This is a genomic window from Streptomyces boncukensis (assembly GCF_011045075.1).
GTDB classification, from domain to species: domain Bacteria; phylum Actinomycetota; class Actinomycetes; order Streptomycetales; family Streptomycetaceae; genus Streptomyces; species Streptomyces boncukensis.
Genome location: NZ_JAAKZZ010000156.1, coordinates 1 through 14,663, shown reverse-complemented (window position 1 = coordinate 14,663; position 14,663 = coordinate 1). Strand labels below are relative to the sequence as shown.

Here is a 14,663-nt window from a genome sequence, read left to right as displayed (position 1 = left end):
TGTGTATAAGAGACAGCCCCCCTCCCCGACCGGACCGCCCCGCGTTGTCGGGGCCCGCGGACGGAGGGCAGGATGAGTCCATGACCCACGCGATGACGAAGGGATCGAACATCCAGCTGGAGGTCCCGGCAGTGCGCGCCGTGCTCTGCTGGACGCCGGGCACCCAGGTGCCGGACGTCGATGCCTCGGCTCTGCTGCTCGGCGCGGACGGGCAGGTGCGGTCGGACGACGACTTCGTCTTCTACAACCAGCCCCGGCACCCCTCGGGCCTGGTCCGGCACCTCGCCAAGCGCCGGGAGGCCGAGGGCCTGCGGGACACCGTCGAGGCGGATCTGACCGCGCTCGACGCCTCGGTCGACCGCGTGCTGCTGGCGGCCTCGGCGGACGGCGGGACCTTCGCCGGCGTCCCCGGGCTGCGGCTGCTGCTGCACGACGGCACGAGCGGCGCAGGCGGCACGGGCGGCGCGGGCGGCGAGCAGGCCGGGGCGCCGCTGGCCCGGTTCGACATCGAGCCGGAGACCGGCTCCGAGACGGCGATGGTCTGCGGCGAGCTGTACCGCCGCGGGGACGGCTGGAAGTTCCGCGCACTGGGGCAGGGGTACGACACGGGGCTGGTCGGCCTCGCCACGGAGTTCGGCATCACGGTCGACGAGAGCGAGCCCGGCCGGCAGCCCCAGCCCGGCGGCGCCCCCGCCGGTGCCGACCCGGACGCGACGGTCGTCCATGTGCCGGGCCCGGACACCGCCGGCGGCGACGACTTCGACTACCCGCTGAGCGGGCCCGCCGGCACGGTGCCCCGGCCGCCCTCCGAGCCCGACTTCCCCGAGCCGGAGCCGGTGCCCGAGCCGCACCCGCAGCCCGGTCCGGGGCCCGGCCCCGGACCGGGGCCCGAGCCGATGCCCGACCCCGGTCCCGTACCACCGCCGCCGCCCACGCCCGAACCGCCCGCGCCGCCGCAGCCGCAGCCCGACCCGGCGGGCACGGCGGTCCCGGCCGCAGCGGCACCGCCGTTCGCCCCGCCGGACCAGTACGCCACCCATCCGCAGGGGCCGGCGCCGATGGCGCCGCCGGGGTACGGCTATCCGCAGGCGCCGCCACCGCACCAGCCGCCTCCGGTCCAGCAGGTCCAGCAGGCCCAGCAGCTCGGGTACGGCTATCCGCAGGCCGGCTACGGCTATCCGCAGCGGCCGGACCCGTCATTCACCCTGCCGCCGCAGGGCCCGCAGTTCCAGAGCCAGTTCCAGAGCCAGTTCCAGGGCCGCTGATCAGACCCGGGTCTCCTTGTAGCCCCGGCCCCACTGCAGGCCCCAGCCGTAGAGCCGGTCCAGCTCGGCCTGGAAGCCGTAGACGTACCGCGCCTCGCGGCGCACGATCAGCTCGCCCTTGACGTTCTCCAGCAGCATCACCGCGCAGGACCGCGCCTGCGGCGCCCGCTCGTCCAGGCCCACCTCGACGCGCGGGCCGTTGCTGGGGACCAGGGACACCAGGGCGTGCGTACGGTCGAAGGCCGGGGTGCCGTCGTAGATGTAGACGAAGAACAGCAGACGCTTGATCTCGCTTCTGTGGTCCAGGTTCACATAGATGGTCTCGCCGGAGCCCGAGCCGAACCGGTCGTCCCCGGTGAGCTTGACGTACGGCGGCCCGTTCATGTCGCCGTAGAAGCCGCCGAGCGGCTGTACGACGCCCTTGCTGCCGTCCGCCAGCTCATACAGGCAGGCGAGGTCGAGGTCGACGTTCACCACGCCCTTGGTATGCGCCTGCACCACCTCCGGCTTGAACATCCGCAGCGGGTGCCGCAGCGACCCGCTGCGGCGGGGCCTGCCGTCCAGGTCGGAACTCCGCATCCGCCAGGAGAGGTTGACCCGCATACTGCCGGTGTCGGCGTCCTGCTTGGTCAAGGACAGCTCCGGGTGGCGCTTGGTCAGCTCCACCGCATATGTCGAGGCTCCGCCGACGGTGTCGAACTTGGGCCCGCGCCGCCCCATGCCCGCGCTGTTTCGCCAGTTCTCCCACAGGGAGACCATCACGCACCCCCACTCTCGCGCTCAGTCAGTGCCGCTCGTCAACAGCCTGCGGGGCGGCTCCGGCCGGGGCGCGGGCCCAGGCCCGCGCCGGGTGCGGAAGCCGCCCCGCTGGGAGCATCCCTCGCCGGGCAGAGGGTCACACTCCGGACGTCACCTCGCGTTCCTTCGCCTGGCCTCCCCCGTCCCCCGTATCGTCCCCGCCGCCGTCGGGCCCGATGGTGCGGTTGCGGCGCACCGACGACCAGAAGGAGGCGGCGATCAGGCAGACCCCGACCAGGCCGGTGACCACCTCGTTGATCTCGTAGCGCACCGTGACGAGCAGGATGACGGCGAGCGCGCCGATGGCGTAGTGCGCGCCGTGCTCCAGATAGACGTAGTCGTCCAGGGTGCCCTGGCGGACCAGATAGACGGTGAGCGAGCGGACGTACATCGCGCCGATGCCGAGGCCGAGCGCCATCCAGAAGATGTGGTTGGTGACGGCGAACGCGCCGATGACACCGTCGAACGAGAAGGACGCGTCCAGCACCTCCAGATAGAGGAACATGAAGAACGCGGCCTTGCCCGCGAGCCCCACAGCGGTCGGCTGCTTGCCCGCGCGCTTGGCGGCCTCCTCCGCCTCGTGCTCGCGTTCCTCGTCCTCCTCCAGCTTCTCCTCGAAGTGGCCCGACAGGCCGGCGACGAAGAGATAGGTGATCAGTCCCGCGACACCGGAGAGCAGCACCGTGGACGTCTTGTCGGCATGGTGCCCGCCGTACTGGTGCGCCGAGCCGGCCAGCGTCATCGCCGTCACCAGCAGGACGACCAGCGCGGTGCCGATCGAGAGGCCGTCCACCTTCAGCCGCGAGAGCGGGCGCTCCAGCCAGCCGATCCACCGGTGCTCGCGCTCGTCGAACAGAAAGTCCAGGAAGATCATCAGCAGGAACATCCCGCCGAAGGCGGCGATGGCCGGGTGGGCATCGGTGACGAGCTTCTCATATCGGTCAGGGTCGTCCACCGCGACATCGATCGCCTCGATGGGACCCACACCGGCACTGATGGCGACAATGACGACCGGGAAGATCAGTCGCATGCCGAATACCGCGATCAGAATGCCGATGGTGAGGAAGATCTTCTGCCAGAAGGCATTCATCTTCTTCAGCACGCCGGCGTTGACAACCGCGTTGTCAAAGGACAGCGAGATCTCCAGGACCGAGAGGATCGCGACAAGCGCGAATGCCTCCCACCCCCAGAAGAACGCGGCGCAGGCGAGTCCCAGGGCGGTGACGCCGAAGGACCAGCCGAAGGTTTTCAGAACCACTGGCTTCCCAATCCGGTTTCCGGTCTACGCAGGACGGTGAGGTCCGTGCCGAGACGCTGGCTTATGCGACATTGACGCCGAAGTCTAGGGCGATCCCTCGCAGCCCCGACGCGTACCCCTGACCGACGGCGCGGAACTTCCACTCGCCGCCATAGCGGTACAGCTCGCCGAAGATCATCGCGGTTTCGGACGAGGCGTCCTCGGTCAGGTCGTAGCGGGCGAGCTCCACGCCGTCCGACTGGTTGATCACCCGGATATAGGCGTCGGTGACCTGCCCGAACGTCTGGTGACGGGTGTCGGCGTCATAGATGGAGACCGGGAAGACGACCTTCTCGACCTGCGTGGGCACGAGCGTGAGATCCACCAGAACCGTCTCGTCGTCCCCGCCGCTGCCGCCGACCAGCTCATCGCCGGTGTGCTCCACAGAGCCCTCGGGGCTCTTGAGGTTGTTGTAGAAGACGAAGTACTCGTCTCCGAGGACCCGGCCGTCCGAGCCGCACAGCAGCACGCTCGCGTCCAGGTCGAAGTCGGCGCCTGTGGTGGAGCGGGCCTTCCAGCCCAGGCCGACCTGGACCTGCGTCAGATTCGGCGCGGCCTTCGAGAGGGAGACATTGCCCCCCTTGGCGAGCGTCACACTCATTCTTCTCGTTCCTCTCCCCGGTATTCCGGCGTCGGAGGTGCACCCCCGGCGCGCCCCCAGTGTCCTCACACCACCAGGCGCCGCACACCTCCAGGGAACGGAAGTCTGCGGCGCCCGTGATTGCCGGTCTATGACATCTGCTGTGCCGGCGGGCCCGTATACCGCGGGCCCTGACGTCGGACGGTGTCGTCAGACGTTCACGCCGAAGTCCTGCGCGATGCCGCGCAGGCCCGAGGCGTAGCCCTGGCCGATGGCACGGAACTTCCACTCGGCGCCGTTCCGGTACAGCTCGCCGAAGACCATGGCCGTCTCGGTCGAGGCGTCCTCGCTGAGGTCGTAGCGCGCGAGCTCGTTGCCGTCGGCCTGGTTCACCACGCGGATGTACGCGTTGCGGACCTGGCCGAAGCTCTGCTGGCGGCTCTCCGCCTCGTAGATGGAGACGGGGAAGACGACCTTCTCGACTTCGGCCGGCACGCCGGCGAGGTTCACCTTGATGACCTCGTCGTCGCCCTCGCCCTCACCGGTGAGGTTGTCACCGGTGTGCTCGACGGAGCCGTCGGGGCTCTTGAGGTTGTTGAAGAACACGAAGTTCTGGTCGCTGCCGACCTTGCCCTCCGCGTTCGTCAGCAGGGCGCTCGCGTCGAGGTCGAAGTCGCTCCCTGTGGTGGTACGGGCGTCCCAGCCCAGACCGACGATCACGGCGGTCAGGTTCGGGGCCTCCTTGGTGAGCGAGACATTGCCGCCCTTGCTGAGGCTGACTCCCACGAGTCCTCCTGAATAATTGTTCGTATGGAGCACCAGGTGCCCCCGTATTACGGATGCCTTCGGATCAACGACTCGATCCTAGTGAGGGGTTCCCCCCGCCACATCCTTCTGGCAGTACCGCACGTGAATTTCTGGCGCACGCCCTGCCCCCGGAGGGGTCACAGCGCGTCGAGCGCCTTCACGTACTCGTTGAGGTCACGGGCGTCCGGCAGGCCGTTGACGACCGTCCACCGCACCGTGCCCTGCTTGTCGATGACGAAGGTGCCGCGCAGCGCGCAGCCCTTCTCCTCGTCGAAGACCCCGTAGGCCCGGGACGCCTCGCCGTGCGGCCAGAAGTCCGAGAGCAGCGGGTACTCCAGCCCCTCCTGCTCCGCGAATACCCGCAGCGAGAAGGGCGAGTCGTTGGATACGGCGAGCAGCTGCACCTCGTCGTTGACGAACTTCGGCAGCTCGTCCCGCAGCGCGCACAGCTCACCGGTGCACACGCCGGTGAACGCGAAGGGGTAGAAGAGCAGCACGACGTTCTTGTCGCCCTTGAAGTCCGAGAGGCTGACGGCCTGCCCGTGCTGGTCCTTGAGCGTGAACTCCGGAGCCTGGGTGCCGACCTCGATCGCCATGGATGTTCCCTTCGGTGAACGGGACAGAGTCGGTCCCACCCTATGCGCGCGGCCCCCGCCGGTCAGGGCCGGGCGGGGGCCGCGGGGAAATCCCGGGTCCACCGGAGGCGGCGGCGCGGTCGGCTCAGCGCTTGCCCGAGCGAGCCGCCTTCGGGGTGACCAGCCGGTTGCCGGTCCAGTCCTTGGCCGCGTTCATGGTCCTGGTCTGCGACAGACCCGCCGTCTGCGCCGCCTCACCGATCTCGCTGGGCTCGACATAGCCGTCCCGGCCGGTCTTCGGGGTCAGCAGCCAGACCGGGGCGCCGTCGTCGATCATCGTGATGGCGTCCACCAGCGCGTCCGTCAGATCGCCGTCATCCTCGCGGAACCACAGCACCACGGCATCGGCCACATCGCCGTAGTCCTCGTCGACGAGCTCCTGACCGGTGATTGCCTCAATGGACTCGCGGAGCTCCTGATCGACATCGTCGTCGTAGCCGATCTCCTGGACCACCTGACCGTGCTGGAAACCCAGCCTCTCGGCGGGGTTGGTCCGCTCCTCCGCGTGGTCCGCGGTCGCGCTCACGGATTGCCTCCTGTCATGTTTCTTCAATATGGCTTGCGCCCCGCGCGCACGTGGGGCATTGGGCGTAGTCCACACGGGCGGGGCGGATCACGCAAGTACCCCGCCGCCGATCCCGCACAAACGTTGACGTGTCACCCCACAATGCCTGATGGAGAGTGATTCGCACCACATTGAGTCCGCTGTAATCTGCCGGGTTTGCCCCGAGTGCACGGGGGGAGCCATACAGGTGGACCATGGATCCGAACGTGCGTTTGCCCATGGCCGCCCCTCGGCGGAGCACTTCCGGCCCCGCCGCCGTCCCGGCGGGGGCACCCCGCCAGCGTAGGGTTGGCCCTCCGGCCGCGGTGCCGCCCAGGCCCCGGCCCGCCCGGCGGAGGGCTCGGTTACCTCTCGGTAGAGATGACGTAATCGCGGCAGCGGTACACGATGGAGGCGGCGCGGGACCCAGTCCACGCCCGCGCCGGCCGAGACCGGCACAGCACCGAATCCACCGGCGTGCGCTGCCGCCCCGACACGCAGAGCACGACACGACCGAAACAGCGAAGGAACAGCGTGGCTCCCGGATCCGATCGCAACCCGATCATCATTGGCGGCCTTCCCAGCCAGGTCCCGGACTTCGATCCTGAAGAGACCCAGGAATGGCTCGACTCGCTCGACGCGGCAGTCGACGAGCGCGGACGGGAACGGGCGCGTTACCTCATGCTCCGGCTGATAGAGCGCGCCCGCGAGAAGCGCGTCGCCGTGCCGGAGATGCGCAGCACGGACTATGTGAACACCATCGCGACCAAGGACGAGCCGTTCTTCCCCGGCAACGAGGAGATCGAGCGCAAGATCCTCAACGCGACCCGCTGGAACGCGGCCGTCATGGTCTCCCGCGCACAGCGCCCCGGGATCGGGGTCGGCGGGCATATCGCCACCTTCGCCTCCTCCGCCTCGCTCTACGACGTCGGCTTCAACCACTTCTTCCGCGGCAAGGACCAGGGCGACGGCGGTGACCAGGTCTTCTTCCAGGGGCACGCCTCCCCCGGCATCTACGCGCGGGCCTATCTGCTGGACCGGCTGAGCCAGGACCAGCTCGACGGCTTCCGCCAGGAGAAGAGCAAGGCGCCGCACGGCCTCTCCTCCTATCCGCACCCGCGGTCGATGCCGGACTTCTGGGAGTTCCCCACCGTGTCGATGGGGCTCGGCCCGATCGGCGCCATCCACCAGGCGCGGATGAACCGCTATATGGAGGCCCGCGGCATCGCCGACACCTCCAAGTCCCGGGTATGGGCGTTCCTCGGGGACGGGGAGATGGACGAGCCGGAGTCGCTGGGCCAGCTGTCGCTGGCGGCCCGGGAGGGGCTGGACAACCTCACCTTCGTCATCAACTGCAACCTCCAGCGGCTCGACGGCCCGGTGCGCGGCAACGGAAAGGTCATCCAGGAGCTGGAGTCCTACTTCCGCGGCGCGGGCTGGAATGTGATCAAACTGGTCTGGGACCGCTCCTGGGACCCGCTGCTGGCCCAGGACCGGGACGGCGTGCTGGTCAACAAGCTCAACACGACGCCCGACGGGCAGTTCCAGACCTACGCGACCGAGAGCGGCGGCTATATCCGCGACCACTTCTTCGGCGGCGACCAGCGGCTGCGGACGATGATCGAGGGCATGACCGACGACCAGCTGCTCCACCTCGGGCGCGGCGGCCACGACCACCGCAAGATCTACGCGGCGTACAAGGCGGCGGCCGAGCACAAGGGGCAGCCGACGGTCATCCTGGCGCAGACCATCAAGGGGTGGACGCTGGGGCCCAACTTCGAGGGCCGGAACGCCACCCACCAGATGAAGAAGCTGACGGTCGACGATCTGAAGGGCTTCCGCGACCGGCTGCACCTGCCGATCCCCGACCAGGAGCTGGAGTCCGGCCTCCCGCCGTACTACCACCCGGGCCGGGACTCGGAGGAGATCCAGTACATGCACGACCGGCGCAGCGAGTGCGGCGGCTATGTGCCCACCCGCGTCAACCGGTCGAAGCCGCTGCCCCTCCCCGAGGACCGCGCCTTCGCCGCGGTGAAGAAGGGCTCCGGCCAGCAGCAGATCGCCACCACCATGGCGTTCGTCCGGCTGCTGAAGGACCTGATGCGGGACAAGGAGATCGGCAAGCGCTTCGTGCCGATCGCGCCCGACGAGTACCGCACCTTCGGGATGGACTCCTTCTTCCCCTCGGCGAAGATCTACAACCCGCTGGGCCAGGTCTACGAGTCCGTGGACCGGGAGCTGCTGCTGGCGTACAAGGAGTCGCCCACCGGGCAGATGCTGCACGACGGCATCACCGAGGCGGGCTGCACCGCCGCGGCCATCGCCGCCGGATCCGCCTACGCCACGCACGGCGAGCCGCTGATCCCGATCTACGTCTTCTACTCGATGTTCGGCTTCCAGCGGACCGGTGACCAGTTCTGGCAGATGGCCGACCAGCTGTCGCGGGGCTTCGTGCTCGGCGCGACGGCGGGCCGCACCACGCTGACCGGCGAGGGCCTCCAGCACGCCGACGGCCACTCGCAGCTGCTCGCCTCGACGAACCCGGCCGCCGTGGCCTACGACCCGGCCTTCGGCTTCGAGATCGCGCACATCGTGCGGGACGGCCTGCGCCGGATGTACGGCTCCAGCCCGGAGCACCCGCAGGGCGAGGACATCTTCTACTACCTCACCGTCTACAACGAGCCGATCCACCAGCCGGCGGAGCCGGAGGACGTCGACGTCGACGGCATCCTCCAGGGGCTCTACCGCTACCAGCCGGGCGAGCAGGGCACCCACCGGGCACAGATCCTCGCCTCCGGCGTCGCGCTGCCCTGGGCGCTGGAAGCCCAGCGGATCCTGGCTCAGGAGTGGGACGTGCGGGCCGATGTCTGGTCCGCGACCTCCTGGAACGAGCTGCGCCGGGAGGCCGTCGCGGTGGAGCAGCACAACCTGCTGCACCCGGAGGAGGAGCAGCGCGTCCCCTACGTCACCCGCAAGCTCCAGGACGCCGAGGGACCGAAGGTGGCCGTCTCCGACTGGATGCGGTCCGTGCCCGACCAGATCGCCCGCTGGGTGCCGGGCGGCTACGCCTCGCTGGGCGCGGACGGCTTCGGCTTCGCGGACACCCGGGGTGCGGCGCGCCGCTTCTTCCACATCGACGCGCAGTCGATCGTGCTGGGTGTGCTGACCGAGCTGGCCAGGGAGGGCAGGGTGGACAGGTCGGCGCTGAAGCAGGCCCTCGACCGCTACCAGCTGCTGGACGTCGCGGCAGCGGATCCGGGAGCGGCGGGCGGCGACGCCTGACGCCCGACGCGGGGCGGCCGGACGCCAGGGGCGCCGGCCGCCGGTGCGGTGGAGCAGCCCTCCGGCCCACCGGCGGGCGCGCACGGCGCACCGGCGGACGCTCAGTTTTCCCATACCTTGAACGCCCGTCCGTGGTAGGCCGTCTCCGGGGTCCAGGAGCCGGTGGGGTGGGTGCGGAACTCGGCGGTCTCCGCGCACTCCCGGCTCTGGTAGACCGTGACCGGGCGCCCGGTCCTGTTGGCCAGCGAGGCCGCAGTGACTCCCGCCGGGAGGGGCTCGCAGCTCTCGATGTCGATCCGGCTCAGCTCATAGACATGGCGCGCGCCGCGGAAGCCTCCGCGCTCCCACAGGCACAGCTCTCCGGCCCCGCACTCCCCCAGTCTCGGCGCCGCGCCGGCGCCGCCGGCTGCCGCCCGGTCGGGCCGGGCCTGGGCCGGCTCGGCCGTGACCCCCAGCACCGTGGCGGCCAGGGCCGCCGCCGCCAGCGGCGCCAGCGCGGCGGACACCCGAGAGGACAAGCGGGTGGACAAGCGCCTGGACATGCGGGTGGACATGCGGGTGGACATGCTGCTCACAGTGGATCACTCCCCCGTTCCGCGCCGGGCGCCTGCCGCCCGGCGTGAAATCAGCATGTCCAGCCGCCTCGGCGCCTGTACAGGGAAGTCGGCCCGGTTCACCGGGACAGGTGGCGGCGTTGTCCACAACCGCCAAGCTGTGTACCGCGGTTGACCCGTCCTACACGTGGACCGAGGGGCCCGCGTCGTTGGCGCCTCTGCTGGTGAAGAACGCCACGCCGGCGGCGAGGGCGGCGACGATGCCCGCGCAGGTGAAGGCCAGGGTCATGCCCGACATGAAGGAGTCGTGCACCACATGCTTCATCGCCTCGGCCGCCTGCTCGGGGGTGCCCTTGGGCGGCGGCGGCGCGAGGCCGACCTCGGCGGACGCCTTGAGACCCGCCTCCTGCCCCGGGCTCAGCGGCGGAAGCTGCGCGTCCCGCCAGTTGCCGGCGAAGACGCTGCCGACCCGGGAGGCCATGACCGCGCCCAGCACGGCCGTACCGAGGCTGCCGCCGACCTGCATGGCGGACTGCTGCAGACCGCCCGCGACTCCCGCGTGCTGCGGCGGGGCGTTGCCGACGATGACCTCCGTGGCGCCGACCATCACCGGGGCGAGGCCGAGGCCCAGCAGCGCGAACCACAGCGAGGTGACGGCCACGCCGCTGTCCGCGTCCAGCGTGGACATCCCGAACATCGCGACGGCGGCCAGCACCATGGCGCTCACCAGGGGGACGCGCGGCCCGACCCTGGTGATCACGGCACCCGCGAGCGGTGAGGCGACGATCATCATGGCGGTGAGCGGCAGCAGCCGCAGCCCGCTGTCGACAGGGCTGAGCTCGCCCACGTTCTGCAGGTAGAACGTCACGAAGAAGATGCCGCCCATGAAGCCGAAGGCCATCAGCACCATCAGCACGGTGCCCGCGGTCAGCGGCACGGAGCGGAACAGGCTCAGCGGCAGCAGCGGCTCCTTGGCCCTGGTCTGCCAGAAGCCGAAGCCGAGGAAGGCGATCAGCGCGCCGCCGAGAAAGGTCAGTGTCTTCGCGTCGCCCCACTGCCAGTCGGGCGCCTTGATGATGGCCCACACGAGGCAGAACATCGCGCCGGAGAGCAGCAGGATGCCCAGGAAGTCGAACGAGCGCGGTCTGTCCGCGACCCGGCCGGGGAGCAGGATCAGCAGCCCCATCGCCAGCGAGAGCAGGCCGACCGGGACGTTGATGAAGAACACCGACTCCCAGTTGACGTGCTCGACCAGCAGGCCGCCGACGATCGGCCCCGCGGCCGTGGAGGCGCCGATGACCGCGCCCCAGATGCCGATGGCGGCGTTCAGCCGCTCCGCCGGGAAGGACGCTCTCAGCAGGCCGAGGGCCGCGGGCATCAGCAGGGCGCCGCATATGCCCTGCAGCACGCGGAAGGTGATGATGAGCGGGACGCTCCCCGCGAAGCCGATCGCGGCGGACGCCGCCGCGAAGCCGACGACCCCCGCGAGGAAGGTCTGCCGGTGGCCGAAGCGGTCACCCAGCTTGCCCGCCGTGATCAGGGAGACCGCGAGCGCGAGCAGATAGCCGTTGGTGATCCACTGGACGTCGGCGAGCGAGGCGCCGAGGTCCTTCTGGATGGCGGGGTTGGCGATGGCGACGATGGTGCCGTCGAGGGCCACCATCGCGACCCCGAAGGCGACGGTGACGAGCGTCAGCCACGGGCGTCCGCGGATCCCTCCGGAGGGGGCCTGCCCGCCGTTCCGCGGAGCTGACGGGTCCGGCGTGCCGGACGCGACGGTGCCGGTCTGGGAACTCATACGGGTGACAATAATGTCAGTGTCTGCCAATTGACAAACGTCATCCCCCGTCGGTAAATGTCCCCGAACACCCCAGCTGACCAGCGCGATCATTGCGAGGTATCGGAGTTGACCGGTCTGCGCGAAATGAAGAAGCAGCGCACGAGGGACGCGCTCATCCGGGCGGCGCACGAGCTCTTCGTCTCGCAGGGCTACGACGCCACGACGGTCGACCAGATCGCAGCGGCGGTCCAGGTGTCCCAGCGCACGTTCTTCCGCTACTTCTCCAACAAGGAGGAAGTGGCCCTCGCACCGCAGCAGCTGATGCTGGCGCACTTCCTCGACGTCTTCCGCGGGCGCCCGTCCGACGAGGCGCCGCTGGAGTCCCTGCGCGGCGCCCTCGACGAGGCATGGGCCGACCTGGAGAGCACGATCGAGGCCATCCTCCCGATCGAGCTCCATATGCGGATGTGGGAGCTCACCCAGAACACCCCGGCCCTGCTCGGCGCCGCCCTCCTGCAGTCGCAGGCCAACCAGGACCTGCTCACCGAGGAGCTGGCCCGGCGCTGCGGGCTGGACCCCGAGGGCGACCCGCGGCCCCGGGTGCTGGTCGCCGCCTTCGTCGGCGTCACGGACGCCGCGGTGCGCGCCTGGGCGCACCTGGGCCACGAGTCCTCCGCCGCGGCCCGCCGCATCACCATGTCCCACCTGGACCAGCTGCAGCCCGCGCTCTGTGGGAGCTGGGACTGCCAGGACGGGCGGCCGGAGGACGTCAGCACACGTTCCCCGTGCTGAACCGTGAGATGCCTCACGGGGTGCACGCTGATTCCCGGAGGCTCACGGCCATCTCCTAGGCTGGACTCCCAGTGACGTACTTTTCCGCCTTCGGCGATCCGCTGTCCGATCCCGGCCTCTCCTCCTCGGGAGCGCCGGGCACCACTGTCTGGCGCGCGCTGCTCGCGCTGACGGTGGTCTTCGTCCTGCTGGCGACCACCGGCTGGACCGCCATGCGCAAGCACGCGCCGGCGGAAGGCCCGCGCGCCGCCGCGCTGCACGCCTGGCAGACGGACACCTTCGCCGGCCGCCGGCTTCCCGACCCCGAAGCCCGGCCCTCGCTGATCGCCCGCTACTTCCACTCCCTGAGCGCCGCGCAGCGGCACCGTCTGGCCGCCCGCTATCCGCTGGTCGTGGGCAACCTGGGCGGCGCTCCGCTGGCGCTGCGCTACGAGGCCAACCGCGCGGCCCTGCGGGACGCGCGCGCCGTCGAGCGCAAGCGGACGGTGGACGACCGCCTCACCGACGACGGCCGCCGGCAGGCCGCCCGCCGGATGCAGCGCTTCACGGCGATGCTCCAGCCCGGCCGCCAGATCCTCGCGTTCGACCCCACCGGCCGCGGCCGGGCCGCTGAGGTGTTCGGCGACCTCGGCAGCGCGCGGCGGGTGTCCGTCGTCGTCCCCGGCGTCGACACCGAACTGCTGACCTTCCAGCGGTCCTGGCGGCCGTACTCGGCGCCGGTCGGCATGGCCTCGGCCCTGCTGCGGCAGCAGCGCGCCACCGCGCCGCAGGTGCCGACGGCCACCATCGCCTGGGCCGACTACACCGCTCCCGCGGGGCTGGGCGTGGAGGCGGCCTCCGGTGGCCCGGCCGAGGCGGGCGCCGCCCGGCTCGAAGCCCTCGTCCGCAGCCTGCCCACCACCGCGCACGACCCGGGGATGCGCTTCGCGCTCATCTGCCACAGCTACGGCTCGGTGGTCTGCGGCGTGGCCGCAGACAGCCTGCCGCGCCGGGTCACGGACATCGCCGTCGCGGGCAGCCCCGGCATGCGCGCCGACAGCGTCGGGGACCTCGGCACCCGCGCGCGCGTGTGGGCGATGCGGGACGCCGACGACTGGATCGCGGACGTGCCGCACATGAACATCGCCGGGCTCGGCCACGGGGCCGACCCGGTCTCCGACGGCTTCGGCGCCCGCCGGCTGTCGGCTGCGGGCGCCGAGGGGCACCCCGGCTACTTTGTGCCACGTACCCGCAGCCTCGCGAACTTCGCGGCCGTTGGTACCGGCTCGTACGGAATCGTCGACTGCGCCTCGTCCGACCCCGGCTGCGCGCGCGCCACGGAATAACGCGCGTAGCGCAGGAGAGGGGGACGGACGGGCGACCGCCGCATACGATGGCCCACATGGGTGACGTACTGGCTGGAATTCACTCCACCTGGGAGTTCGACTCGGACTCCGTGCTCATCCGCTTCGAACGGGGGATCCGTACGCCCAAGCTCTTCCATGTGCTCGGAGAGCGGCGCGTTCCGTACGAGGCGCTGAGCGGTGTCGAGCTGACACCGGGTGGGAAGCGGGGCGCCGTGGCCCTGCGCGCGACCCCGCGCCCGGGCGCCGACCCGCTGGTGGAGGCCGCCGCCGGCCAGCTGAAGGAGGGCAACGACCCCTACCGCCTGGTGATTCCGGCGGAGCGCGAGGCCCTCGCCGACTACTACGCCACGGAGTTGCGTTCGGTGCTCTGCGCGGACGCGGACAAGCCCGCCGAGCGCTATATGGTCTCCGCTCCGTCGGCCCCGCAGAGTTTCAAGGCGTATGACGGCAAAGCGTCCTTCGACGGAAGTGTCGTCACATTCCGCTGGTTCTGGACGGGTGCCTCCTCGGCGAAGTGGAAGGCCGGGGACCAGTTCTTCCCCGTCGGGGAGCTGGAGGAGGTCGAATGGCGCTCGCCCGAGGTGTTCAACGGCCATCTCCGGCTGCGCCCGCGCGGCGTCGAGCCCCCGGGCGAGGCCGACCAGGACCCCGCCTCCGTGGTGTTCGGCCTCGGCTACGGGCCGGTGTACGAGTCGCTCCCGTTCGCCGCGTCCGTCCTGGAGGCCGTCCGGGCCGCGGAGCCGGTCACCCGCCCGCACGCCGCCGTGGCGCCGCCGCCGCGCAAGCAGCGCTCCGACCCGGCCGATGTCGCCGAGCGCATCCGGCACTTGGGTGAACTGCACGAGGCCGGGCTGCTGACGGACGACGAGTTCACCGCGAAGAAGGCGGAGCTGCTCGCCGAGCTGTGAGCACGAGGCCGGGCTGTGAGCACGTCAGGGCCGTACGCTGAGTGCGCGATGTCCACCACCAAGCCCCCCTCGCCC

At 70.6% G+C, this 14,663-nt stretch carries 13 protein-coding genes; 5 read left to right on the top strand and 8 right to left on the bottom strand.

Features of this window, described 5'->3' with window-relative positions:
• Nucleotides 1–80 precede the first annotated feature (80 nt).
• On the top strand, nucleotides 81–1,265 hold the full coding sequence (locus G5C65_RS16735) for a TerD family protein (protein WP_165299648.1): 1,185 nt from the start codon (nucleotides 81–83) through the stop codon (nucleotides 1,263–1,265).
• On the opposite strand, the gene G5C65_RS16730 is transcribed toward G5C65_RS16735, so the two are convergent.
• The 6 genes from G5C65_RS16730 to G5C65_RS16705 form a co-directional block, all read right to left on the bottom strand.
• Complete coding sequence (locus G5C65_RS16730; RefSeq protein ID WP_165299650.1) at nucleotides 1,266–2,024, bottom strand: TerD family protein; 759 nt, start codon at nucleotides 2,022–2,024, stop codon at nucleotides 1,266–1,268.
• A gap of 136 nt (nucleotides 2,025–2,160) precedes the next feature.
• Complete coding sequence (locus G5C65_RS16725) at nucleotides 2,161–3,321, bottom strand: DUF475 domain-containing protein (protein ID WP_165299647.1); 1,161 nt, start codon at nucleotides 3,319–3,321, stop codon at nucleotides 2,161–2,163.
• A gap of 61 nt (nucleotides 3,322–3,382) precedes the next feature.
• A complete protein-coding gene (locus tag G5C65_RS16720; RefSeq protein WP_165299646.1) occupies nucleotides 3,383–3,961 on the bottom strand; it encodes a TerD family protein in 579 nt (192 codons plus the stop codon).
• A gap of 189 nt (nucleotides 3,962–4,150) precedes the next feature.
• The gene (locus G5C65_RS16715) at nucleotides 4,151–4,726 is read right to left on the bottom strand and encodes a TerD family protein (protein WP_165299645.1); all 576 of its coding nucleotides are present in this window, start codon (nucleotides 4,724–4,726) and stop codon (nucleotides 4,151–4,153) included.
• 158 nt (nucleotides 4,727–4,884) lie between these two features.
• Complete coding sequence (locus tag G5C65_RS16710; RefSeq protein WP_165299644.1) at nucleotides 4,885–5,343, bottom strand: peroxiredoxin; 459 nt, start codon at nucleotides 5,341–5,343, stop codon at nucleotides 4,885–4,887.
• Nucleotides 5,344–5,467: 124 nt separating this feature from the next.
• The gene (locus tag G5C65_RS16705; RefSeq protein ID WP_165299643.1) at nucleotides 5,468–5,908 is read right to left on the bottom strand and encodes a DUF3052 family protein; all 441 of its coding nucleotides are present in this window, start codon (nucleotides 5,906–5,908) and stop codon (nucleotides 5,468–5,470) included.
• A gap of 552 nt (nucleotides 5,909–6,460) precedes the next feature.
• Between G5C65_RS16705 and aceE the strand changes: the two genes are divergently transcribed.
• Nucleotides 6,461–9,208, top strand: coding sequence for a pyruvate dehydrogenase (acetyl-transferring), homodimeric type (aceE, locus tag G5C65_RS16700; protein ID WP_165299642.1), 2,748 nt, complete (start codon nucleotides 6,461–6,463; stop codon nucleotides 9,206–9,208).
• A 101-nt stretch (nucleotides 9,209–9,309) separates the two neighbouring features.
• Here aceE and G5C65_RS16695 read toward each other — a convergent pair whose 3' ends face one another.
• Both G5C65_RS16695 and G5C65_RS16690 read right to left on the bottom strand, forming a co-directional pair.
• Entirely contained in the window at nucleotides 9,310–9,774 is a 465-nt protein-coding gene (locus G5C65_RS16695) for a peptidase inhibitor family I36 protein (protein ID WP_241265846.1), read from the bottom strand.
• 169 nt (nucleotides 9,775–9,943) lie between these two features.
• Nucleotides 9,944–11,560 carry an MFS transporter gene (locus tag G5C65_RS16690; RefSeq protein WP_165299641.1) on the bottom strand — a complete coding sequence of 539 codons (1,617 nt, stop codon included), beginning with the start codon at nucleotides 11,558–11,560 and terminating at the stop codon, nucleotides 9,944–9,946.
• Between the two features lie 126 nt (nucleotides 11,561–11,686).
• Here G5C65_RS16690 and G5C65_RS16685 point away from each other — a divergent pair, with 126 nt between their 5' ends.
• The 3 genes from G5C65_RS16685 to G5C65_RS16675 all read left to right on the top strand — a co-directional run bounded on the left by G5C65_RS16685 (nucleotide 11,687) and on the right by G5C65_RS16675 (nucleotide 14,588).
• Nucleotides 11,687–12,334, top strand: coding sequence for a TetR family transcriptional regulator (locus G5C65_RS16685; RefSeq protein WP_241265845.1), 648 nt, complete (start codon nucleotides 11,687–11,689; stop codon nucleotides 12,332–12,334).
• A gap of 71 nt (nucleotides 12,335–12,405) precedes the next feature.
• Entirely contained in the window at nucleotides 12,406–13,659 is a 1,254-nt protein-coding gene (locus tag G5C65_RS16680) for an alpha/beta hydrolase (protein ID WP_165299639.1), read from the top strand.
• A gap of 47 nt (nucleotides 13,660–13,706) precedes the next feature.
• The gene (locus G5C65_RS16675; protein WP_165299638.1) at nucleotides 13,707–14,588 is read left to right on the top strand and encodes a DUF4429 domain-containing protein; all 882 of its coding nucleotides are present in this window, start codon (nucleotides 13,707–13,709) and stop codon (nucleotides 14,586–14,588) included.
• Nucleotides 14,589–14,663: the final 75 nt, after the last annotated feature.

Bases quoted from the DNA above. Each gene is read 5' to 3' on its own strand.
- G5C65_RS16735 (WP_165299648.1), top strand. From the start codon at position 81: ATGACCCACGCGATGACGAAGGGATCGAACATCCAGCTGGAGGTCCCG.
- G5C65_RS16730 (WP_165299650.1), bottom strand. From the start codon at position 2,024: ATGGTCTCCCTGTGGGAGAACTGGCGAAACAGCGCGGGCATGGGGCGG.
- G5C65_RS16720 (WP_165299646.1), bottom strand. From the start codon at position 3,961: ATGAGTGTGACGCTCGCCAAGGGGGGCAATGTCTCCCTCTCGAAGGCC.
- G5C65_RS16710 (WP_165299644.1), bottom strand. From the start codon at position 5,343: ATGGCGATCGAGGTCGGCACCCAGGCTCCGGAGTTCACGCTCAAGGAC.
- G5C65_RS16695 (WP_241265846.1), bottom strand. From the start codon at position 9,774: ATGTCCACCCGCATGTCCACCCGCATGTCCAGGCGCTTGTCCACCCGC.
- G5C65_RS16690 (WP_165299641.1), bottom strand. From the start codon at position 11,560: ATGAGTTCCCAGACCGGCACCGTCGCGTCCGGCACGCCGGACCCGTCA.
- G5C65_RS16685 (WP_241265845.1), top strand. From the start codon at position 11,687: ATGAAGAAGCAGCGCACGAGGGACGCGCTCATCCGGGCGGCGCACGAG.
- G5C65_RS16675 (WP_165299638.1), top strand. From the start codon at position 13,707: ATGGCCCACATGGGTGACGTACTGGCTGGAATTCACTCCACCTGGGAG.